Genomic DNA, 21,630 nt, shown 5'->3' on the forward strand with positions numbered 1-21,630 from the left:
CTGCCATGGGTCATGGAGTCGAGGGCAGGACCACACCGCCGGCGCAGCTGGACGCCGAGTCGGCGGCGACGGTGGCGGCCACTCTCCAAGCGCTCGCGACGCCGAGCCGCCTGCGGATCCTGACCCGGCTCCGCCACGGCGCCTGCCCGGTCAACGAGCTCGCGGAAGCCGTGGAGATGGAGCAGTCCGCTGTCTCGCACCAGCTTCGGTTGTTGCGGGCGCTCGGCTTGGTCACGGGCACGCGTCAGGGCCGCAGTGTGGTCTACAGCCTGTACGACAGCCACGTGGCGATGTTGCTTGACGAGGCGGTCTATCACATCGAGCACCTCGGTCTTGGTGTCGCCGACATCGAGACCACTGCCTGAGAATCCACCATCGACCGTCGCGATCGCGGTGTAACCACGGTTACAGTGCGAGCGGCGGACGGAGGTGGTCATGAACTACGGCAACAAGACGGTGCTGTTCGTGTGCCCGCACGGGGCGGGAAAGAGCCGCATGGCGGCGGCCTGGTTCAACGGCGCCGGTCTGCCGAACTGGAGCGCGACCACGGCGGGGATCGAGCCTCAGACCGAGGTCAGCGCACATGCGGGGCGGCTGCTGGCCGGGACGCCGGTGGAGGCATTGCTGGATCAGGCGTTGCCACGGCCGATCTCCGCTGTGCCGCAGGCCGATCTTGTCGTCGCGATCGACTGTGAGAACCCGCTCGAGGGCGCGGTGGCGTGGCGGCTCGTCCACTCGGAGTTCGACGACGCGATGTGCGCGGAGATCCGCGACCGCGTTACGGAACTGGTGGCAACGCTGCGATGACGTCGAGCGAGTCCCGGAAGGCTGCGCGTAGAGACGTGGTGCCGTTCCGGCAGGCCGTGAAGGCCTGGTTCACCATCTCTCTGCAGACCTTCGGCGGTCCGGCTGGGCAGATCGCGGTGATGCAGCGGCATCTCGTGGACGAGCGGCGCTGGATCGGGCAGAAGCGGTACATGCACGCGCTGAACTTCTGCATGCTCCTGCCCGGCCCGGAGGCTCAGCAACTGGCCATCTACGTCGGATGGCTGCTCAACGGCATGCGCGGCGGACTCGTCGCGGGCACGTTGTTCGTGCTGCCAGGTCTGGTGGCGTTGCTGGGGCTGTCGGCGGTCTACGTCGGCTTCGGCGACACGACGATGGTCACATCGATCTTCGCCGGTCTGGCACCGGCCGTGGTGGCGATCGTGGCTCAAGCCGTATGGCGGGTGGGTTCCCGTGCGTTGACCAGCTCGATGCTGGTCGGCTTCGCGGTCGTGTCGTTCCTGGCGTTGGCCGTGTTCGGCGTGCCGTTCCCCGTGGTCATTCTCGCGGCGGCCGTGGCGGGATGGCTGCTGCACCGTTGGCGGCCTGCGCTCGTCGTAGCCGGAGGTCATGGGGGAGAAGTCGATGGCCCCGCGCCACTGATCTCGGACGACGAGCTGCACCACGACCAGCCGTCGAGGCGTCGCGCCGCGGTCATTTTGGGTGTGGGGCTGGCGGTATGGTTCGTGCCGGTCGCGCTGGTGGTAGCGGTGACCGGGATCGGCAGTGTGTTCACGCAGCAGGCGCTGTTCTTCTCCGGGACCGCGGTGGTCACGTTCGGCGGCGCCTACGCGGTTCTCGCCTACGTCGCCCAGCGCGCGGTGGAGCACTACGCCTGGCTCTCCGCCGGAGACATGGTGCGCGGGCTGGCCCTGGCGGAGACCACACCCGGACCGCTGATCATGGTGGTCCAGTTCGTCGCGTTCCTAGGCGCGTACCACCACCCCGGCAGCGTGAATCCGTGGCTGGCCGGAGTGATCGCCTCGCTTCTGACGACCTGGGTGACGTTCGTGCCGTGCTTCCTGTTCGTCCTCCTCGGCGCGCCGTACATCGAGCGGCTGCGCGGCAACCACGCCCTGTCCGCCGCGCTGACCGGCATCACTGCCGCAGTGGTCGGCGTCATCGCCAACCTCGCCCTCTACTTCGCGCTGCACACGCTGTTCGCGGAGACTCACACCGGTTGGCTGCACGTGCAGGTGCCCGACTTGGCCACCTTCCGGCCAAGTTCGTTGGTCATCGCGCTGGTGGCTGCGGTGCTCGTCTTCCGGTTCAAGTGGTCGGTGCTGCGGGTGCTCGGGGTGGCGGCGGTCTTGGGTCTGGTGGCTGGTCTGCTCGGCTGGTAGTCAGGGCAACGCGGTGCGGTCGACCTTTCCGTTGTGTGTCAGGGGGAACTGCGGAAGCGCGGTGAACCGCTCCGGCACTAGGTAGGCCGGAAGCTTGGCCTCCAGGAGCTTGCCCGCTCTGCTCGGACCGATGACGCTGGTGCAGCGGCCCGACAGGATGACAGTGCTGACCCGGTCAAGCACAGGCGCCGGACCGCGTCGAATCGTGACGTGGTCGAGGACGAAGGTGCCGGTCGTGGACACGAAGTGGCTCAGGCAGGCTCGCGGCCGAGGGAACCGGCTCGGCTGTGGTACTCGTAGAGCCCGTCGAAGATCGGCTTGCTGACGGTGAGCGTGTGCTCGTCGTCGCCGATCATGGACAGGCCGCGCAGGATCACGTCGAGGCCGGGAGCCTCCGGCGCGTCGTAGCGTTCGTCGTCGACGTCGGCTTCGTGGACGATCTCGGCGATGCGCCACAGCACCGGGTCGGTGAGCTCATAGCGGCGCAGGATGGTCTCGAAGCTGCAGTCCCCGCCATGGTGGCCGAGCTCGACCCCGCGCATGTCGAACGGAGTGGCATCCGGCGGCACCTCGGCGGAGTCGGTGACGAACACGAACTCGGCCCCGTCGTCGACAGCACGGCGGATCAGCCAGGCACAGGCGGCGCGGTCGATGTGAATGCCGGCGCGGGTGGCCCACTTCATGCGGTCTCCTCCTCGGTGGCGCGATGTTCGGGGTGCAGGCGCGCGACGGCGCGATCCGCAGCCTGTCGTTGCGGCGGTGGGAAGTAGTCGCGGCGGTGGATGCGGCGCAGCTCGTCGCGCAGCCGCCGCATGACACGCATCCGCTCCGGCTCGGGCAGTGCTGAGGCCTGTTCGGCGTCGGCGAGCACAGCGTCGTACTCGGCTGCACGAGCGTCGGCCATCCCTTGTGCGATCTGACGCTCCTGGCCGAGGCTGGCCGGCTGGGCCAGCCACACCATGGCGGAGCCGTCGGCCTCGAGAACTTCCTCGGCGATCCAGTCGAGGTGTTCGCGGGTGCGGGCGTCGGCGGGCAACGCGACCAGCCCGTCACCGAGCTGCGCGACGCCGATCCGCTTGAGCTTGCGCCACACCGTGATGCGGGGCGTGGAGGGCTCGCGGGGCATGCGGTAGGAGAGCAGCACCCACTGGCCGACTGTGCCTGATGACATCGAGTTGATCACCTGAGCGTTCAGTAGAGGTAGACGTCCACGACCAAGGCCGCGATCGCCGCGAGCAGGGCGGCCAGCGCCACCTTGCGCCCTGGTTCGGAGCCCTGTGGGCCGAACCCGAGCAAGAGGGCGGACGCCGCCAGCGCGAACACGCCGCTGCCGGTGTCCTGCCAGCTCACCGGGAAGACCGCGATCAGGACGGCGGCGAGCACTGCGGACAGCGCGGCCCCGTAGGCGACGGTCGACCAGCTCAGCATCTGAGGATCCTTCCGTCGGGTGGTGCAACCACGGTTACGTTACCGAGTCCCTGTCCGTGGATGAAGTGAACTCGGTGCCGGGAACGCGAGCCGGAAGGCCATCCTGCTGCACACTGCGATCAGAGTCGTTCTACGAGCGACTGCAGCGTGCGATGGAGACTGATCGTGCGGCCCAGGCGTCAAGCCTGGCCTGCACCGTCTTCAAGCCACCGATCCTGCCCTGATGACCGACTCCCAGCGCAGGTCGGGGAAATGGTCCACGCCGCCGCCGAAGGCAGCGCGACCAGCGCCCTGTACACGCCGCTATATCTTGCGACCGCGAGTGAAAGACGTGTTCCCGACCTGGCTCGGCGGAGTGCGGACCGACCTCGTCAGCCGCTACGCCGAGGTCTGCTCGAAGGGGTCCGAGTCGTCGCGGCGATACCAGATTTGGCTGAGCGACCGGATTCTGCCGATCATCGCCGAGCACGGTCTGCCCACGTCCGACGAGGCCGTCGAAGACAAGTTCACGCTCAACGGGCAGACCACTCTGACGAGTCGGAATCTGACCAGTAGATGCTGTTCTGAGCACACGACCCAGTCACCTGTCGGTGCTCTCCCGCAGGTTGCCTAGTCGAGGCGCGCATGCCGCTCTTGTCCAAGTCGGGTGTGCTCGTGGCGCGGACGGACGGCAGGTCAGCTGACTCTCACACTGCAGGGCGGACCACGCTGACCATGTAATTGGAATCAGATGGGGAAGTGCTGCTCACTGGAGGTACGCAGGCACCAGGTTGCGTAGCTGGGCGGGGTCGTCGTCGGAGACGAACCTGTAGCTCTGGGGAGGTTGGAACTTGGCGGTGTCCCGCAGTGCGGACAATGGCCAAGGGGTGGCCAGTCTTCGCGGGTCTCTTACATAAACGGCAGTGGCCAGTTCGGAACCGTCGAAGTACTCGTCGTACTCGGGTCGCAACAGCCCGACGTGCTTGCGGTGGCGCCGCCAGATCCGTGCCGGTGTGTCCGTGTCCCGGCCTACGATCACCGCGGTGCCGACGACGGCCATCACCGGTGAGCTGGCGTAGAGGATCAGGTGTGTTCCGTCGGGCGCGGACAGTCGGGTGCGCCGGAGTTCGACGGTCTTGGTGCCGTCCAGGATGGCTTCCGCGAATCGCGGACGCAGCGACATCAGCAAAGGGCGCACAGCAGGTGTCCACGCGCTCGATTCCACCGCTGTTGCAGTCACAGGGGGTGACCTTAGCGGTCGACGGGGTCGAAGTGATGTTGCACCACGATGATCGTGGATCACGTCACCGCTTCGTCGTGTTCGCCATGTCGTAGATCGCGGCGAACGTCGCGGTCGGCATCCGAACTGGTCCCTGGATCCGTTTCGGACCGTCCATCGATTGGATCAGTTCGAGGTACTCGGACCAGCGGATGTGACGCGGGAACAGCTCGGTGTAGGACACCCGGAGCGCTTGCGCGCTACCTCGTTGCCCTGCGGCGCCGTCGATGTCGGCAAGGGCGAAGACCCCGTAATGGGCGAACTGTTCGTGCAGTTCCATCGGCGCTCCGATGTCGATCGCGTCGAGAAGCGACGTGCCGATGAACCGTCCGCCACCGGTGGTGGCGTCCTGCGTCAGGTACCAGAGCACTCGACCAGGGGCCTTGAGCACGCTGGGGTGGTTGCCGCGGTAGTAGACGTGCTCCCGTCCCAGGGCCAGCGTGGTCGGCCGGTGGGTGAGGGTCTGCGGCTCACCGAGGAGCTCAGCGCTCCAGCGCGGCTGGATCGCGACGGCGAAGTGGGGTAGGTCGCTGTCGGTGATCTTGGCGGGCCACCAGGTCCGTTCGTACTGCGCGGCTGATTCGGGGGCGAGACGAGGCGGAAGCAGGGCGGCAGGCCCGAGACCGACCTGGGCCTGCGCCGCGGAGACAGCGGAGCTGACCTGGGCGCCGGTTCCAGCGGCCTCAACCACCCAGCTGTGCCATGTGTCGTTGACGCGCTGGTAGCTCTCGTGGCTCGCCGCACGTTCGATGGCGGGGGAGAGATAGGGGTCCTCGATGCGCACCACGTGGGCGCCGTGGCTCCGTGCTTCCAGTCGCAACGTCCAAAGCAGGTAGCGAGCCATGGTGTCGGCGTCCGGGTGATCCGGGACGCGTAGCAGCGGTGCTTTGAGGACGTGGTCGTCGACGATCGACGCGTAGCAGCCGACGGTCGTCCCGTCGCTTGCACGCACGATGGAGTGAGATCGCGGTGCGCGAGCTAGTGCGTTCAGGCGGGACTTGAGTTCCTGCTTTGTCTCGCCGCCGCGCCGGTCCAGGAAGGTCAGGAGTACCGCCTCGGACTGGGCGTTCGCCAGCTCGGTGCTGAACGAACTGCCGGCGAGCGTCCGGGGTTGGTAAGCCACCGAATGGGCCAGCTCATCGAGATGAACGACCAGGTGGTGCGGGTCGATCACACGCAATGCCATGAGTTCGGGAAACGCGACGAGCCGCGGGAGCAACGGGGCCACCTGAGACCGCAGTCGTTCGTCCCAGGTCAGGAACACCTGGATGCCTGCCCCGGCGGTCTCGGCGAGATGCCACAGGTCTCCCTTGTCCTGCGGGGTCAGCGCACGGTCAGGTTCGGCCGTTCGAACCGCGTCGAGTAGCACCTCGTGCAGCTCTTCGGCTCGCTTCGGCGGCCCGCTCGGGCGCCGGTAACGCGCGGCGACATCGGCCAACCTGCTGCGCGACTCGGCCGAGTGCCGGTCGAGGTCACGTTCGAGTCCGTGCGGCACCACCATCTCGATCCGGTCCGCTACATCGGGTGCGAGCAACACCTGGGACCGTTCCGCCTGGGGATGGTCCTTGCGGGTGTGCAGGTCCATCAGGATGTTGACGTCGATCGCCACGGCCAGCTCGGTTGGCTCGTCCACCGGAGTGAACAGGTTGGCGTGCTCGTGGTCGAGCCACCACACAGTCATCGGAGCCTTGTCTTCACCACGCCCACGCGCACGTCCGAGGTGTTTGAAGCCGAGCCCACGCCACACCCGCTGGATGTCGGCGTAGCTGTCGCGGCACTTCGCGCGAACGCCCAACCTCGCCCGGTGCCGACGGCTCACCTCGTCGACGAGCAGCTGAGCCACGCCCTTCTCCCGGAAAGGCTTGTCGACGCAGAGGTGCACCAGGGTGACCTCGTTGCGTGGCAAGCGGAACAGCGCGTACCCGACCAGTTCGCCGTCTCTCATCGCGCCGAGCAAGCAGTGTTTGGCCGCGTACTCGAAATACGCTTCGCGCGGGAAGAGACCGAGCGTCTTCTTTGCCGTGTTGCCGAGTTCAACCGCACGCTCGATCGTTGCGGCGTCGGTACCGGCCACGACCTCGATGACCACGTTCGCGGACTTCGTCGACATCACCGCAGTGTGACTCACCTGCGCCGACCTCGGCCCGTATGCGCTGATCAGTCACCTGACAGGCCTATTTGCAGGCGCACAAGTGTTCGGTTCGAGCTGAATCGCGGCGTCAGTCGCACATCTGTTCGTTTGCTTTCACCCGAAGCGACCGTCACGATTTCTGAACCGCAATCTGACATTTTCAGGACATCCACTCTCTAGCTTCGCTACACATGCGACTTTCTATCGCGTTGGCGAATGTCGTGGTGGTGGCCGGTTCGAGCGGCGCCGCCGCCGACGTCCCGGCGGTCATCTACCAGGACATCGTTCCCCGCGTTCGGAAGTTTCAGTCGATCGCTGATCAGAACGGCGGCAACAGGGCACACGAAACGTGCCCAGGGTTCGCGGCGTCGATCGACCACGTGAAGTCCACGCGGGACGCCGAGGGTTTCGTGACTCGCGTCGACGTGTTCGAACAGAGCGGCGCGGTCGGATGCAACCTTGTCTCGGACTGGCTGGGTGAGGACGAGAACCACGTGCTGAGGCTCGGCGCCCACCTCGACGGCGGCTCCAGACGGGCCGGGTATGAACGCCTCGGGATACACAGGCGTGCTGCACCACTCTGCCTCGCTAGAGATCATCGACAGGGCGGAGATCGTGCTTGGACAAGATAAGTAGCCGCAAGCCTGCCGCATTTGCCAGCTCTTGGCTCGTACGCTTGACTTCGCTGGGGACCCCATCGACTGCGGCGAGCAGGTGAGTCTCCGCGCCCAGGCGTGAGCTGACGGAGAGGTCTCGTTTGAGCTGGGCCGGGGTGAAGTCGCTAGCCTTGGTCTTGACCTCGCCGGCGATGAACTGCTGGGCGTGAACACCGAGGACATCTATCTCGTTGACCGTGCCGTTCTGCAAGGTGGCGAGCACGCCACCTAGCAGGTGGGTGTGCGGCTCGCGCTTGTGCAGCGCGGCGATAACCAGCAGATGCGGGATCACTCCTTGATCACTTGCCAAGTCGATGAAGGAGTTCAGCCTGTACTGCAAGGTGAGGCCGGCATCGGTGGACGTGTAGTAGGTGGCGGCTCTGCAACCAGGACAGCGAGCCACTGAGCTCACGTCGGAGATCGGTACGAAGCTGCTCAGCCCGCAGCGCGCGCAGACAGTCTCGAATCCTCTTTCCGCCCAGTTCATCGCGCACAGCGACTCCAGGGCTTCGACAGGCTGGACCGCGGACTTGCCCAGCCTGTTCGTCAACCCTTCAGCGCTGTCGTATCGCCGTACACCGCGACCACCCCAGCGCGCACCAAACGCCTGCACCTCGTCCTCGGACGTGCCGCTCTTGCGCATCTTCTCCATCTGGCGCAGGTACGAGGTGGAACGAGGCGAGGTCAAATGAGAGATCGCTTCGTGCACGCTGGGCCGTAGCAGGATCGAGAGATCCGAGTCGGCGTTGAGTGCGTCGGCGATCTTGCCTTTCTCCGAGAGGTGCCACTCGGAGGTGTGCTCACCGATGAGGAGGGTTGTCGCCTCGTGCAGCGACGGGAAGCGCAGCTCCAGTTGGTAGGAGTTCATCGCATTCGTTGCGATCTCAAGACGATCGCTTCGCCAGGTCGCTCCGTTCGTGATCCGTTTCGCGAGGATGTCCTTGCGGGGAAACGGATCGAACAGCGGGCTGGACATGCGGAGCAGTGTCTTGCCTGAGCAGGAGAACTCGATCGGAGAGGTGAACCGCAGTCGTGCTCGACCGGCGGTGGCATAGGTCTCTACCTCACGTGACTCTCCGAACCTTCGTTCGAAGAGCAGGAAGTCGCGCAGTTCGAGGTTGGTCAGGTAGGTGTGTGGCGGCACGCGAGCATCGGCGGGAAACCTGATGCGTGACGTCAGCTTCTGCTCTGACAAGTGCAGACCGAGGAACTCCTGTGCGAGCGAGTGCAGTCTCTCTTCCGAGACAGAGAAGCTGTTGACGACCACGTCAGGGTCGAACTCGTCCGGCCGATCCAGCTGATGGGCGAGATTTCGGTCGAAGCCAATCCAATGAGGAAGTTCGGCGGCCGAGACGATGATCATTGGAGCAGGGTTGTGTCCTCGGTCCTTCAAGACGCGGAAGTTCCAGAACCACAAGCAGTCGCGGTACGTATCCCTGGTCGTCATCCAGATCACCGCCGGTATGCACGAGGCGCCAGCGGTGTAGTTCTCGGCGAAGTTGCTGACGGTCTGGTCGAGACAGGTCTGACCGTGCAGTGCCGCGCGAGCAACTTGATCGGCAGTCGGGGCCCTGCGGTAGCCAACGCTTCCGTCGAGAGCTTGCTCGTGTTCGGCCGTGAAGTCACCGGCCAAGACGACCTGCCACAAGGGGCTTCCGCCCGCAGGGATCACCCGAGCCTGCGTTGGGTCGCCGTAGTCAGGCAGACCTGCAGGATGCGTTGAGAACCGGGTAACTCCACTCCGGTCTATGTGCTTCAGCTCAGTCACTGGCAGTGTGAACGACTTGGCCACGTCGGCGGCCACAGAGGTACCGACGTCGACGTCGACAAGTCCTTCGACGCCGGCGAACTCCACAACTTGCCGCCACCATCCGTCGACTGACCCGTCGCGCCGGACGGGGATGATCGGTTCGGCCATGCCGCCCCAGCGTGTGGTGGCTTCTTGGACTGCGCGTCGCAGGCCGCGCCGACTGCCGGCGCGTATCAGGTATGCGGCCCGCGCGGGTAGGAGTTCGGCCCTCACCGCGACTGGGCCGGAGTGCTCTCCAGGAGTCATAGAGCGAAGACTTCACCACATGGGGCGGTGCTCGACACGGCGCCACGCTGAACGGAAGCTACCACTTCCGAATCTCCTTGTTGAAGTGTCTCCAACGGTCTCCAATCTCGGACTTCAAGGTCGTCAACCCGCTTGCCATGGCAGCGCATCCAGTCGCCGGTTGGAGACGGATTCGAAGCGAATCTTGGCCAGCTCGCCGGCGCTCTCTGCCTTGATCTTTCGGTAGATCGTCCCGAATCCCTCAAGCGTCTTCTTGAGGCTCGAGACGGGGACTCATCCGCTGCGTGACGAGCCGAGTGCTTGAGCTGGCGGTATATAACCCGGTGCGCTTCCTGAGGAGTTGTTCCTCCGTAGTAGTCGGGGAGATCGATTACCTCCTCGCCGTCACCGAGGTCGGAGTCTCCGATTGCGCCACTCTCCGCGTGGATAGTCGTCAAGTCTGGGCTCGGGCGTAGGAGTCGAAGTGACTGGCGTGAAACTGGTCGTCATCCCTGCCCAGGCGATGTGTGGAATAGCCCGCTCTGGGAGAAATTGCCGAATATGTAGCCCGAACCAGTGCGCGATCTGACCGAGTTTTGGCTCGTAGTTCCGCTAACCGGTTGCGCTCGTGGTTTGGACCGGACATGGGTACGTCTTGTGCTAAGGCCGTGGTCCGCCGGGTATCTGGTCATGTCCGGGTGCCGGTTCAGATGAAATCACTGACAGCGCCGGGCTCGGTTCGACAAGCGGGGGAGTCAGGTTGTCCCGCCCCCTCGCCGAAAGTGCGACGTCTAGGAGGGACTGCGCGAGCTTGCCTGGAAGCTGCGCTACAGCCGCCAGCGAGCTCACGATCAGCTCTCGGAGCGCGTGGACTACGAGCTGCCGGTCTTTCGGGTCATTAACACCCCGAAGAACAATAACGAGCGGTGGGCACAGTCCGATCAGGACTGTCAGAACGACGGCGCAGACGCCGATGATGATTGAGAGCACGCACGCAGTCTTGTAGACACACGTCATCCATTGAAAGAAGGAAGGTAGCAGCTACCCGCTTCAAGCACGCGTATTTTCGCTGAAGTGGCCTAGTGTTCGCGTTACAAGCTTCACCTGGATGACGTAGCGTCGATAGCGATGAACTGCGCTTTCTATTTGTCCGAATTTGGCGACGTGTTCTCGGTCACAAGGGCCGCTCGTCTGCGGTTGGTGACCCGTGAGTCATCGGCCGGAATCGCGGTGAGGGAGCCAGGGATAGTCCGGTGCGCGAGGGAGCAGTGGCTGGCTTCGCCGTGGGCGCGATCTTCCATCGCAGGAGAAAGCCCCCTGTCTGATGGCAGACGTGCGAGTCGCCGCGCACTAGACCATTCGCTGGCTGACAGTGTCCACTGTGTACCTGAAGAAGTGTCCACTGTGGACTTCTGGGGCCCCTTCTGGGCCCCTTCTTGTCGAGACCCAATGAGTCGCGATGGGTCTGAACAGGCAAAACATGCCGATGGGGCCGCCTCCGGGAGTTGTCCCGAAAACGGCCCCATCGTGGCCCGTCAGGCCTGGTCGGTCCACCACTTCTGGCCGGCCGCACCGAGGGTGGAGATCGGGTCGTAGTAGGGGTAGCGGCGGTCGAGTGCCTCGGGGTCTTCGAGTTCGATCCCGGTGCGGTAGTTCTTGGTCCAGTAGGAAACGCCCAGCTCACGGTCGTATTCGGCGAGCTGGTGGACCCACCGCTTGCCCACATACGGGACGTCGCAGACGATCCGCGGAGTCGCGTAGCCCGGCAAGTAGCCCATGATCGCGTGCTGAAGTTCTTGTGCTTCCCAGACGGACACCCTCCAATGTTCTGCGTTGGGGATCATGTCGCACATGTAGAAGTCGAGGATCGGCGAGTGGAGATCGTCCACCCAAACCAGGCGTGATCATCTAGTCGGCGCTGTCGCATTCTGTGCGCTCAGTGGGACATGGGGTCCCAGCTCGCAGTCCAGGAACCTTGCGCCCTCCGGCACGAGTTAGGTCGCCAGCGGGTGTGGCTCGCCGGTGAGGGCCACGAGGGCAGTGGCGACCTGGTTGATGCCAGCAGGTCAGGGACTTTGGCTTCAATCGCTGCAAGCTGCATCTCTGCTGATCAACCGCATCGTCACGGCTACGGCTATCGCGGCCGTTGTCGGGAGGGGGCTGGTCACTTGATTTGCGCATAGGCGTTCGGCGCCAATAGCGGTCGACACAGGCCGTGGTGGGAGGAAATTGGGAGAAGTCAAGGTAGGGTAACAGGATCGAGCTGCACTCAAGTGCACCCAACTGCACCGCCGTGACCTGCTGCGGGGACGTTTCCGCAGGTCAAGCGATGATCCGATCCACCCTGGGGGTCAAGGGGTCGCAGGTTCAAATCCTGTCGTCCCGACGGCCGTGAAAGGCCCTCTGATCGTGGCATAACGCCTGATCAGAGGGCCTTTTGCATGTCGCCGATTCGATCACGTTAGTGATCTTGCCGGGGACCATTTGGGGACCTGAGTGACTAAATGAGTGACAACGATCTAACTGGCCAGCGGGAAAATGTCGTTCATCGTGATGGCCGCGTGCTGCATCACGGGCACGATCTGGTGGCGGTAGACCGTCTCCGTGACCGTCGTGCTGCTGTGGCCGACCAGTCGAGCGATGTCCTCGATCTTCACCCCGGACGCGGACAGCACCGACACGAAGCTGTGCCGCATCTCCCGCGGCGTCCACTCCTTGGCGTCCAGCCCGGCGGCCTTGACGACCCTGCGGAACGCACGGCGGACGTTGTGGGAGTCCAGCTCCGTGCCGACCAGTGACGCGAACACGAGGCCGTGTTCCTGCCACCTCTTGCCCGCGAGCGTGCGCTTGGCGTCCTGGTAGTCGCGGTGCACCTTCAACGCTTCCACGCACCGCGTTGGCATGGCGAGCGTCCGGCGCGACTTCCTGGTCTTGGTGTCTCCGCCCTCCCGCACAGACCGCCACACCGAGATCGAGGGCAGGGCGACCGGTACGGCATCCGGCTTGCCGACCAGGTCGACGTGGTCCCACGTCAACGCGCGCAGTTCCTCAGTGCGCGCGCCGATCAGCAGAGACAGCACAATGTAGGCGTACATCGGCGTGTTCTCCGCAGCCTTCAACACCGCTTCCACTTGCTCCAAGGTGAGCGACTTTGAAGGACGTCCGTCCTGACCGATCGGTGCTTCGCACAACTGCACGACGTTGCGCTTCACCTTGTCGCGCTTCTGTGCCATGCGCACCGAGCGGTTGAGAATCGAGTGCACCAACCGCAGAGTGCGCGTGGACAGCGTAAGCGAGAGTTCTTCCAACCAGTCGTCCACCTCATCGGCGGACAATTCGCGGAGGTTGCGCTCACCCAAGCACGAGATGATGTGGCCCTCGGCAAGGTAGGTGTAGTTCTTCACCGTCTCCTTGCCGCACTTGCGCAAGCCGTACTTCAGAAACGCTTGGACCGCTTCCTTGACCTTGTACGTGTGAGGCGTGGCAGGCAGCCCGTCGTCCAGGTCGCGCTGGATCTCCTTGAGCTTTTCCTTGGCCTCCGTGTACGTCTTGCCGCTGGCCTTCTTGGTCTTGCGCTTCCCGCGGGCGTCGAAACCGAGGTCCACCGTGGCGATGTACCGCTGACGCGCCTCGTCCCAGTGAATGCCACCGTCACCGCGGCTACGCCGCTTCGGGCTGTCGTCACTGCTACGCGGTTTGGCCATAGTGCACCTCCGCTTCCCGCTCCAACAGCGCCACGTAGTCCCGAATAGCCGACGCTGGAACGAGCGTCGCCCTGCCCTGCTTCACGAACCGCAGCCGTCCGGCGCGAATCTGCTCGTAGATGACCGAGCGGCTAAGGGAGAGCAGCGCCATGGCCTCAGGGATCTTGTAGAGGTACTTCGTCAGTTCGATGACGTCGTCTGCGGTGCTCATTTCTCCCCCTCGGTTGCCAGCGCGGGCAGGTAGCGCGCCCACGCGTCAGCCAGACCGACCTGGTGGTCGTTGGCGAAGGTGACGTAGCCCTTTGCATTGGTGTCGTTGCACTTCACCGTGATGGGCGCGACGTGGTACCGGCGCAGCTCTTTCGACAGCCGGCGCGCGTCGAGCGGTCGGCCGTTGAGGTCGGTCCACGGCGAGTCGTCCAGCGTGAGCAGGCACCTCAGGATTTCCGTGGTGTGGAGCCGATCGGTGCCCATCGTCTTGAACAGAGTCCAGAGGTCAGTGAGCAGCTGCACCCCGAGTGACGGCGTGACACCGGTCTTGTCGTGCACGAAGTAGCTGCAGGCGGTGCGGGCCGTGGTTGGCCAGTGCCCGCCGGCGGCGTCGGCGATGGCGATGAGCGGTTCCCAGATTTCCGCGGCGCGGTCGGCGACTCCGTGCGGCATGGTCGGTTCGGCTTCTTCGAGGCTTTCGCCGATGCTCGTGACCCAGCTTTCGAGCGCTTCGCGGATGGGCGTTGCTTCTCGGTCGACGCGGCGTTCCATGTAGCTCTGGACGTGTTCGTCGTTGCGTCGCTTGCGGAGGTGGATGGTGATGGCGCGGGTATTGATGGTGTCGGGCAGGCTGCCTGCCAGTCCGGCCAATGCCGCCGGGGCGAAGATGGGCAGGCGGTCGACGGTGATTCCGGTGGCGGCGTCGCCGCGGCATTTGGGAATGGTGGCGGTGCGCTTGTAGCCGCCGTTGAGCATTCCGCGGACTTCCTCGTTGCCGCCGCCACCGCCGGCGAAAATGGTGTCCACTTCGTCCAGCAGGATCGTGATGGGTCCAGCGGCGACCATGCGCACGAGTGCCGCGGCGCTGCCGGACATCGTCATCTCCGCGGCCTTGGTGAAGTGCTTGGCCACTTCGAGAACGCGCGTCTTGCCCGACCCCGGTTCGGCGGAGGAAAGCACGAGCCGCGGCGTGGTGTAGAGGTGGTCGGCGACCCAGGTGTGGGCGTACCAGAGCGCGAGCATGGGCGCGCAGTGCTCGTGTGGGAACACGGAATACCGGGCGACGAAGTCACGGACCTGGTCGAGGATCTCGTGGGCGGGTTCCGCCGGCGGGGCGGGCAGTACTCGCAGTGCGACAGTCATCGGTGTGCCTCCTGGCAGTGCGTGCACTGGTGGGTGTTCATGCCGCGCCCCGATCGGTGAACAGTTCCTCCGTGGTGGCTGGCGCGTGTTCGGCGGGTGCCTTGCGGGGACGTGACCCGCCGGCGCGCAGGCCGTTCGCGATGGTGCGCAACACTTCCGCTTCGGTGCACCCACACCGGTCGGTGATCATGTGCAGTGCCGCGTTGAACAACTCCGCTTCGGCTGTAGCCGAGGGAAGCAATCCACCGCCCACGAGCTGCCCGAGCGCGACGGAGGCCACGAACAACGTCCGCGTGTGTGCCCCTGACTGCGCCCCTGCGACCCTGTCGCGCTCACCTCGGACAGCAGCCGCCACGTAGCCGGGCAACCGCTCAGAACGGCTCACGATCGGCGCTGTACGGGCCGCTGGTGGCCTGGGAGTGAGGCAGTGGACCAACCAGGTGGGCAGATCGATCGGCATGGCGTCGTCCTCCGCCCAGTACTCACCCGCTGGAGTGCTCGACCACGGGCCGACGACGTAGCCGCCGTGCGCGCGGGTGTCGACCTTCCACCCGAGCCCGTTGCCGGCGTCGCCCGTGGTGTTGCGCAACTCCACAGTGGACGGCGCTTTGTAGTAGTAGTGCGTGCCGCCACTCGGGGTGTGGGCGGTGAAGGTTTCCCACGGCACGGGTTCCCCGGCTTCCTCGCAGATGGCGGCGAACACGTCGTGGCCGTCCACGATCCCCTCCCGGTTCCAGCGCTGTGGGGGCACGTCGTCGGGTGACTTGCGGGTGTCCAGGTCGATCACCAAGAGGTTGCTGGGTCCGGTGGCGATGCCGATGTTGAACGGCGCCGCGGACCAGCAGGCGGTGATCCGGTCAGGGTCGGTCGTGGCGCGCTGCTCCCATCCGAGGTGCCCGTTGCGGCACACACCGGTACGCGGGCACGGACGGCGGGGGGAGTCACCGTGCAGAGCGGGCACCTTGGTGCCGACTCGCAGCGGGAAGACACACATCCCGAGCCGGGCGTAGTGGAGCGCGTGGAACAGCAGCATGTTGGTCTCAGACATGACCTTGGCTCCTGAGTGGAAGACGGGTGTTCACGTCGGGGCGCGCGTGTCACGTCCCCGACGTGAACAGCGGGACTGCCTGATGTGGGGCTAGCTGCGGTCCTCACGCGGCTTGTCGACCCTCAAACCGCCCGGTCCAAAGTGGATGGAACCGTTGACGTCGCCCATCTGCACGCCGTTGTTCTGGCCGTAGACGACGTTCATGACGGTTCCGCCGTTGCTGGTGTGGAAGGCGGACTGGGTGGGAGTCACGTCCCCGTCCTGATGTGCCGTCTCTTGCTTGCGGCGTGCCCGGTCGCGCTTCCTAGCGGCGGCTTCCTGCTGGACCTGGCTGGCCTGTTCGCGCACTTTGGCGGCGTCCCACGATGCACCACCTTGAACACCGGACGCGGTCACGTCCCCCTGCTGACCAGGATTTCCGGGCGAGACGCGGCGGCCATTGACCCGGACCTGACCATGAACGATCCCGGCCTGAACACCGACGAAGCTGCCGCTCTCCGCGACGTTGGTGACGGTCCAGCGGTGCTCGTCGTCGGGGCGGGGTGCACGGGGTTCGGTGTGGCTGGTGGGCGGTTGGGGCGTCACGTCCCTGCCGTGAGCAGGGCCGCGGACGTTGAAGGTGACGTCGTCGGTGTTGATGTCCTTCTGGCTGCCGACATGCGAACCAGGTTCGGCGATGTTGACGCTGTGCACCGTGTGCCCGCCGGCGGCCGTGATGCGCTGCTGGCGTTCCTGCTCCCGCATCGCCTTCACCGCCTCGTCCACGGCGTCCTGGATCTCGAACTTGCCGCAGTCGCCCAGGCTCTCGTGGCGCTTGCGGCCCAGCCGCTTGACCTCTGCGTCCAGGAAGCGGGTGTCCCCTGCCGCGGCGCGTTCGCAGAGCTTGAGCAGAGGCTGGATCTCCCGTTCCGGTTCCTGGCGGACCATCGGGACGGCGTGCAGCTTGCCGACCAGCTCTTTCAGCGGTTCGGGCGTACCGGGCGGGACCTGGGGGACGGGCGTGTCCGGGCCGTCCATGTCGCGAATCGCGGTGGACAGGCACCGATGGGCTCGGCTGCCCTCGGGGAGCCGGTCGCGCAATTCCTTGAGGTCGTTGACGGCCTGCTGCGCGGTGGTCTTGCGGCGCACGACGTTGGTGGCGAGGCGGCCCACGACGTTGGCCAGCGGTTCGCCGTCGATGTCCATCTGGGCGTCCTGGCCCATGTACTTGACCGCGGTCCCGACCGGGCCGTCGTCGTGGTAGTGCACCGGGCTCTTGTCGAGCGGTGCACCCCAGGTGTTGTCCAGCAGAGGCTTGTCCGACAGCGCGCCGGTGACCGGACCGGGCTTGGGGGTGGCCACGTCCCCGCTGTGATCTGCGGTGTCGTGGTTGTCGTGCTCACGCATGGCGTTCTCCTTGGCGGCCTTGTGGGCTTCGTTGGCCGCATCGAGTCGTTCGGTGGCGGTGCGGATGGCGTCCTGGTCACCGCTGGCTTTGGCTTCGCGTAGTGCCTTCGTGGCGCGGGAGCGCTGTTTGCGGGTGGCCTGTGTGGCTTTGCCGGTCCCGCCCCGGCAGCGGCGTCCGCCTGCTCTGCACATGTCACGTCCCCTTGGTGTGCAGGGGTTTCGTGTTCAAGGCGCAGGTGGCGCCGGATCGCATGTGGACGGTGGGCATGTCACTTGCCGCCGTTGGCCACACACGCGGCGCAGGTGGGGCGACCGGACAGGCTGGGGAACCACACCTTCTCCGGCTTAGGGATCGTCAGCCCGCAGAAGGTGGTGGACCTGCCGTTCCAGAGGGAGCGCGACTTCTCGATGTGCATCGTGTTGTCGTTCATGACGCGATCTCCGATTCAGTCACTCTTAGTGATGGTTGGTGGACGTGCGTGGTCAGCGCGGCACCGTGCGGGTTCACCGCGGTGAGGGACTTAGGGGGGCGCTCGACAGGGGCGCGCAGGCCCCGTTTCGAGGGTTTTCGCTGGTCAGGCTGACCTAGATGTGGATCTTCCCTGGCGGTTGTTGTCGCTGGTGGGGGCAGGGAGGAAGGTCAGGGAGGCGGTCAGGGGAAAATCCCTGCGGCACTGGTGGTTCCCTGACCGCTTCCCTTGCCGGTGGTGGGTTGCGTAGCGCGGCTCTAAGCCTCACCGGCGTCGTCTTCGGCGCTCTGCTCGATCTCACGCAGAGTGATTGCTTCGGTGACGTCGTCAGCTCGCACGAGGCTGTCTCCGTCGCTCTTGCGGATCGGGACCTGGGCCTCACGCAGCGCTGCGGCGAAGGTCTTGCTGGTCCAGTCGCCGTAGTGACCGGTGTTGAGGTCGATCAGCGCCCGCAACGCGACGGCCGTGCGGATCTTCTGCTCATCACCCAGCACGCGGACGAGGTCGAGCAGGAAGTCCACTTCGGACGACTCTTCCTCATCGCCGCTGGTCGCCGGGGGGACGTGACCGGCGCGCAGGTGCATCGCACGGTCGGTGACCTCGGCTACCTCGTCGCTGGTCAGGTAGAAACTGCGCAGCAGGCCGGGCTTGGCCATGATGCCGCGCACCATGGCGGTGCCGACGTCACCAGGGCCTTCGGAGGTCGCGGCCTCCAGGCTGACCGCTGAAATCCCCGCCTTGTACGAACCGGTACCCAGCACGGCGTCGTTGGACTGCTGGTCACCGATGGCGAAGCACGCCTTGCACGAGGTCACCGCGGTGACCTTGCGCGGCAGCGACGCCGTAGAGGCCTCCGGCGTGGCGAACAGGATCGTGACGGCGTACTTGCGCGCGGCGAACACGAGCTTGGCGACCACGTCAGCGGCCTCCTCACCGCACTCCTTGTGCATGAACAGCGCCTGGCACTCATCGATCACGATCACCCGCGGACGCAGCCGGACGTCCTTCTCCGCGAGCTTGCGCGACACCGCCCGCGCTCCGTGTTCCTTGAGTGCCTTGCCGCGCACGTCCAGGTCTGCGTACAGGGCATTGAGGGTGTCCAGGCAGGCCTTGACGGTGTCGTCATCGGCACCGGTGCGCAGGGTCCGCAGCCGTGGCTTCATCGGGTCGTAGTCGGCGTTCTCCGCGAGCACGAACACGTCCACCTCGACCAGCGGGTCCAGGATCGCCCCGGACACGAGCGTGATGTACATGCTCGACTTACCCGAGCCCATCTCGCCGGCGGCCACGTAGTTCTTCTGGAACAGTTGCGCCACAACGACTTCACCACGAATGTTGATCCCGACCGGGATACCGGTGAAGTAGTCCGCAGGCCCGTCACCCTCCAGCAACGGCCACGCCTCGACCGGACCGGACAGCGCGCCCTGGTCGGCCACCCACAGGTCCAGCACACCGGGCTGTCCCTTGGGCTCGGACGGCCACACCTCAACAGGCAGACGCACGAGGTTGTGCGCGAACACGGACTTGCGCTTGACGATCTCCTCCACCGGCACACCCAGCGGCAGCACGAGCTGCATCCGCCACCCCTTGCCGTCACGGTGCGGAGGCATCACCCAGGTCGGGGCGATGCTGCTGCCCCACCCCTTCTTGAACGCCTCCTTAAGCGTCGGTAGACCCGACAGGTGCCGCAACGCGGTCAACACGGCGGACTCGTCCGGGATGATGCTGCGCCCGTCCGTGGGTACGGCGTCGGCGTCCACGGCCCACATCGGCAGCGTGCCGCGCTCACGACCGACCGGGATCACCCGTGCCGCCCACGCCAGCGCACCCGCCGCGGCCCACGCCGGCCAGTAGCTACCTGCCGGGGACACGTCCACCACGGTGGACCAGAAGCCGGTGACGTCGTGCCACCGGTCGGTCAGCGACCCCGCACCCACCACGGCCTGCACCGCGGCGTAGCCCAGCAGCAGCACGTGGCCGGACGCGAGCACGACCACGACACCGCCGGACCACCGCAGGATCTCGATACGGCGCACCCGAGCGCGTTCGGCGGCACCGCTGCGCCGGCGTTCCAACGTGTCCTCCAGCTCCCGCAGGACACGGAAGTCATCGGCGTTCTTGCCGTTGACGCGCAACGTGGTGATCGCCTGTTCCAGGTCGAGATGCTTACGGCGCGCACGCCGCTCCGCACGGCGGATGCGCGACCCGGCCACGGCGTATCCGGCGGTGCGCACAACCGCGCGTCCGGCGCTGCGGGTCCGCTCGTGCGTGGCCCCGGTCCGCACCACACGCACCACGGCCTTGGTCGCCGCGATCGCACGCTGAGAGGCAAGGCGCTGATCGAGCGCAGCACTGTCCTCCGCGGACACGATCTCGCCCTCGAACACCTTCGGCTCGATCTCACTGCCGTGGTGCTCAGTGGTGCCGGGTGTACGGCGCGTGTGCAGCTCGTAGACCGTCGCGTCCGGCTGGTCGTCGGGACCGGTCGCGCCGGTCGGGGACGTGACGGTCATCGCTGCACCTCAGACGTGTTGTGGGACAGGTGAACCAGAGCAGCAGCGCCACCGAGAACGAGGACGGGCAGGCAGGACACGAACGTGGTGATCTGCCACGGCGCCGCGGTCATCCCGGCAGCCTTCATCAGGTGGTAAGCCACCTGGCCGCTCATACCCAGCAGCAGAGCGGCGAACGTGGACCACATCGCGAACCGCCGTGCCAGCGCGGTCTTGCCGCGGTCGAGCCAGACCCGCATGGCGAACGCGGCGTAGGCCTCCATGCCCAGCGGCAGCGTGATCGCCGTGTTGATCGTCCAGTTGTCGGCGATGCCGGGCAGCGGCGCGACCGGCCCGAAACCGGTGAGCTCACCCAGACCCACCCAGCCACCCCAGATGGCCACGAACGCACCCAGCGCGATCAGGTACAGCGGCGCGTTGCGCCACCGGCTCGACTTCTGGGTCTCCACCGTGACCGGGGCGGGGGACGTGACATCGGCCGTGACCGGCGTGGCTTCCGTGAGCGTGAGCGGTTCTGCAACGGGGGTGACCTCGTTGCCAGCCTCGCTCACGGCGGGCGTGGGGTCGCTTGTGGACATTGCGGGGGACAGGTCGGTGTCCGCCTGGTCGTCATCGGTGTCCGGCGTATCCGTGGTGGAGACGACCTTCAACCGGCGGGGCGCAGCCGGAACCGGTGCGGGTTCGCTGTCCGTGCCGGCGGGGTTGAAGCCGGACGCACGCAGAGCGGCCAGCGCTTCCACGGCCTTGGGGTGTCCCACGTTGCACTGCTGCTTGATCTGCCGCAGCGACGGCCACGCCCCGAGGTCGGTTGCCATCGTGCGCACGCGGTCGGTGAGCTGGTCGAGCTTGGGCGGGTAGGCGCTGGTCATCGAACTGCCTCCTGACGGGCCTGCACACCGAAACGATCGCGGTGCCCGGACAGCACCGGGCGGTGGAACGGGGACAGGTTGCGCATGGCGACAGCCACGGCCAGACCGGCGACGGCGAACACCACGAACTGAACGCCAGGGCTGTCGGCCGTCGCGTGCACGGTCAGCCACAGGCCCACGCCGATCCCGCCGGCGGTGAGCAGCAGCTTCCACAGCGCGATGACGGCCATGACGGCGAGAGCGACGACGATCAGCAGGACAGGGCTGGGCAGGGAGGTCATCGCGCGGCCTCCGAGTCCTTGGTGTCGCGCAGGACGATGGCGTCGTGGGAGAACTCGGAGGCCAGGGCGACGGCGTCGGTGTGCTGCGGGTGGGACAGGTCGCTGGTGATCGGAGCGAGCAGCCGAACGGCCTGCTCGAACCAGTCGGCCACCGCGGCGTTGGAGGCGTCCAGGCCCGGGGCGAGGGTGATCCAGCCGGACAGGACGTCGCACAGCAGCGGCGGGGAGGTGGGCGTGTGCTCGGAGGTGATGGTGGTGGACACTGGTGTGGCCCTTTCGGTCTGGTGATCGCATTGGGTGTGGGAACCCGGATCGGCGGTGTCTCTTGCC

Annotated in this window: 21 protein-coding genes and 1 pseudogene; 5 read left to right on the top strand and 17 right to left on the bottom strand. The window is 66.0% G+C overall.

Annotated features, from left to right (window positions below):
* The first annotated feature begins 5 nt into the window (after positions 1-5).
* From SK571_RS03770 to chrA, 3 genes are all read left to right on the top strand, one after another.
* Positions 6-365, top strand: a complete 360-nt coding sequence (locus SK571_RS03770; RefSeq protein WP_319982609.1) for an ArsR/SmtB family transcription factor — start codon at positions 6-8, stop codon at positions 363-365.
* 70 nt (positions 366-435) lie between these two features.
* Positions 436-807 carry an arsenate-mycothiol transferase ArsC gene (locus SK571_RS03775; protein WP_319982610.1) on the top strand — a complete coding sequence of 124 codons (372 nt, stop codon included), beginning with the start codon at positions 436-438 and terminating at the stop codon, positions 805-807.
* 38 nt (positions 808-845) lie between these two features.
* On the top strand, positions 846-2,168 hold the full coding sequence (gene chrA / locus SK571_RS03780; protein ID WP_319982611.1) for a chromate efflux transporter: 1,323 nt from the start codon (positions 846-848) through the stop codon (positions 2,166-2,168).
* Positions 2,169-2,419: 251 nt separating this feature from the next.
* On the opposite strand, the gene SK571_RS03785 is transcribed toward chrA, so the two are convergent.
* Genes SK571_RS03785 through SK571_RS03795 form a run of 3 tightly spaced genes read right to left on the bottom strand, consistent with a single transcriptional unit; the run spans position 2,420 to position 3,596 of the window.
* Complete coding sequence (locus SK571_RS03785) at positions 2,420-2,851, bottom strand: chromate resistance protein ChrB domain-containing protein (protein ID WP_319982612.1); 432 nt, start codon at positions 2,849-2,851, stop codon at positions 2,420-2,422.
* Positions 2,848-3,339, bottom strand: coding sequence for a Chromate resistance protein ChrB (locus SK571_RS03790; RefSeq protein ID WP_319982613.1), 492 nt, complete (start codon positions 3,337-3,339; stop codon positions 2,848-2,850). The genes SK571_RS03785 and SK571_RS03790 overlap by 4 nt, the downstream gene beginning before the upstream one ends.
* A gap of 20 nt (positions 3,340-3,359) precedes the next feature.
* On the bottom strand, positions 3,360-3,596 hold the full coding sequence (locus SK571_RS03795) for a hypothetical protein (RefSeq protein WP_319982614.1): 237 nt from the start codon (positions 3,594-3,596) through the stop codon (positions 3,360-3,362).
* A 223-nt stretch (positions 3,597-3,819) separates the two neighbouring features.
* On the opposite strand from SK571_RS03795, the gene SK571_RS03800 reads away from it, so the two are divergent.
* Positions 3,820-4,209, top strand: coding sequence for a hypothetical protein (locus SK571_RS03800; RefSeq protein WP_319982615.1), 390 nt, complete (start codon positions 3,820-3,822; stop codon positions 4,207-4,209).
* Positions 4,210-4,341: 132 nt separating this feature from the next.
* Here the strand turns inward: SK571_RS03800 and SK571_RS03805 are convergent, their stop codons facing one another.
* Positions 4,342-4,773 carry an ASCH domain-containing protein gene (locus SK571_RS03805; protein WP_319982616.1) on the bottom strand — a complete coding sequence of 144 codons (432 nt, stop codon included), beginning with the start codon at positions 4,771-4,773 and terminating at the stop codon, positions 4,342-4,344.
* Positions 4,774-4,879: 106 nt separating this feature from the next.
* A complete protein-coding gene (locus SK571_RS03810; RefSeq protein ID WP_319982617.1) occupies positions 4,880-6,964 on the bottom strand; it encodes a GNAT family N-acetyltransferase in 2,085 nt (694 codons plus the stop codon).
* 212 nt (positions 6,965-7,176) lie between these two features.
* Here SK571_RS03810 and SK571_RS03815 point away from each other — a divergent pair, with 212 nt between their 5' ends.
* Positions 7,177-7,617 (top strand): zinc-binding metallopeptidase family protein, encoded by a 441-nt coding sequence (locus tag SK571_RS03815; RefSeq protein ID WP_319982618.1) that lies wholly within the window; start codon positions 7,177-7,179, stop codon positions 7,615-7,617.
* Here the strand turns inward: SK571_RS03815 and SK571_RS03820 are convergent.
* The 12 genes and pseudogenes from SK571_RS03820 to SK571_RS03875 all read right to left on the bottom strand — a co-directional run bounded on the left by SK571_RS03820 (position 7,574) and on the right by SK571_RS03875 (position 21,563).
* A complete protein-coding gene (locus tag SK571_RS03820; RefSeq protein ID WP_319982619.1) occupies positions 7,574-9,559 on the bottom strand; it encodes a hypothetical protein in 1,986 nt (661 codons plus the stop codon). The genes SK571_RS03815 and SK571_RS03820 overlap by 44 nt on opposite strands.
* Before the next feature lie 1,652 nt (positions 9,560-11,211).
* Positions 11,212-11,535, bottom strand: a pseudogene (locus SK571_RS03825) (lysine 2,3-aminomutase); the annotation flags it as partial.
* A gap of 660 nt (positions 11,536-12,195) precedes the next feature.
* Entirely contained in the window at positions 12,196-13,380 is a 1,185-nt protein-coding gene (locus SK571_RS03830; RefSeq protein WP_319982620.1) for a site-specific integrase, read from the bottom strand.
* Entirely contained in the window at positions 13,364-13,591 is a 228-nt protein-coding gene (locus SK571_RS03835; protein ID WP_319982621.1) for a helix-turn-helix domain-containing protein, read from the bottom strand. The genes SK571_RS03830 and SK571_RS03835 overlap by 17 nt, the downstream gene beginning before the upstream one ends.
* Positions 13,588-14,613: a DUF3631 domain-containing protein gene (locus tag SK571_RS03840; RefSeq protein ID WP_319982622.1), complete on the bottom strand. Its 1,026-nt coding sequence runs from the start codon at positions 14,611-14,613 to the stop codon at positions 13,588-13,590. Before SK571_RS03840 ends, SK571_RS03835 begins: the two co-directional genes overlap by 4 nt.
* A gap of 157 nt (positions 14,614-14,770) precedes the next feature.
* Complete coding sequence (locus SK571_RS03845; RefSeq protein ID WP_319982623.1) at positions 14,771-15,781, bottom strand: bifunctional DNA primase/polymerase; 1,011 nt, start codon at positions 15,779-15,781, stop codon at positions 14,771-14,773.
* Positions 15,782-15,871: 90 nt separating this feature from the next.
* Entirely contained in the window at positions 15,872-17,359 is a 1,488-nt protein-coding gene (locus SK571_RS03850; protein ID WP_319982624.1) for a hypothetical protein, read from the bottom strand.
* Between the two features lie 77 nt (positions 17,360-17,436).
* Positions 17,437-17,598 (bottom strand): hypothetical protein, encoded by a 162-nt coding sequence (locus SK571_RS03855; RefSeq protein WP_319982625.1) that lies wholly within the window; start codon positions 17,596-17,598, stop codon positions 17,437-17,439.
* Between the two features lie 296 nt (positions 17,599-17,894).
* Complete coding sequence (locus SK571_RS03860; RefSeq protein WP_319982626.1) at positions 17,895-20,150, bottom strand: hypothetical protein; 2,256 nt, start codon at positions 20,148-20,150, stop codon at positions 17,895-17,897.
* Positions 20,147-21,019: an ABC transporter permease gene (locus SK571_RS03865; protein WP_319982627.1), complete on the bottom strand. Its 873-nt coding sequence runs from the start codon at positions 21,017-21,019 to the stop codon at positions 20,147-20,149. Before SK571_RS03865 ends, SK571_RS03860 begins: the two co-directional genes overlap by 4 nt.
* Complete coding sequence (locus SK571_RS03870; RefSeq protein ID WP_319982628.1) at positions 21,016-21,300, bottom strand: hypothetical protein; 285 nt, start codon at positions 21,298-21,300, stop codon at positions 21,016-21,018. Before SK571_RS03870 ends, SK571_RS03865 begins: the two co-directional genes overlap by 4 nt.
* Positions 21,297-21,563, bottom strand: a complete 267-nt coding sequence (locus SK571_RS03875) for a hypothetical protein (RefSeq protein ID WP_319982629.1) — start codon at positions 21,561-21,563, stop codon at positions 21,297-21,299. Before SK571_RS03875 ends, SK571_RS03870 begins: the two co-directional genes overlap by 4 nt.
* Positions 21,564-21,630: the final 67 nt, after the last annotated feature.

This window comes from Lentzea kristufekii (assembly GCF_033949925.1).
GTDB classification, from domain to species: domain Bacteria; phylum Actinomycetota; class Actinomycetes; order Mycobacteriales; family Pseudonocardiaceae; genus Lentzea; species Lentzea kristufekii.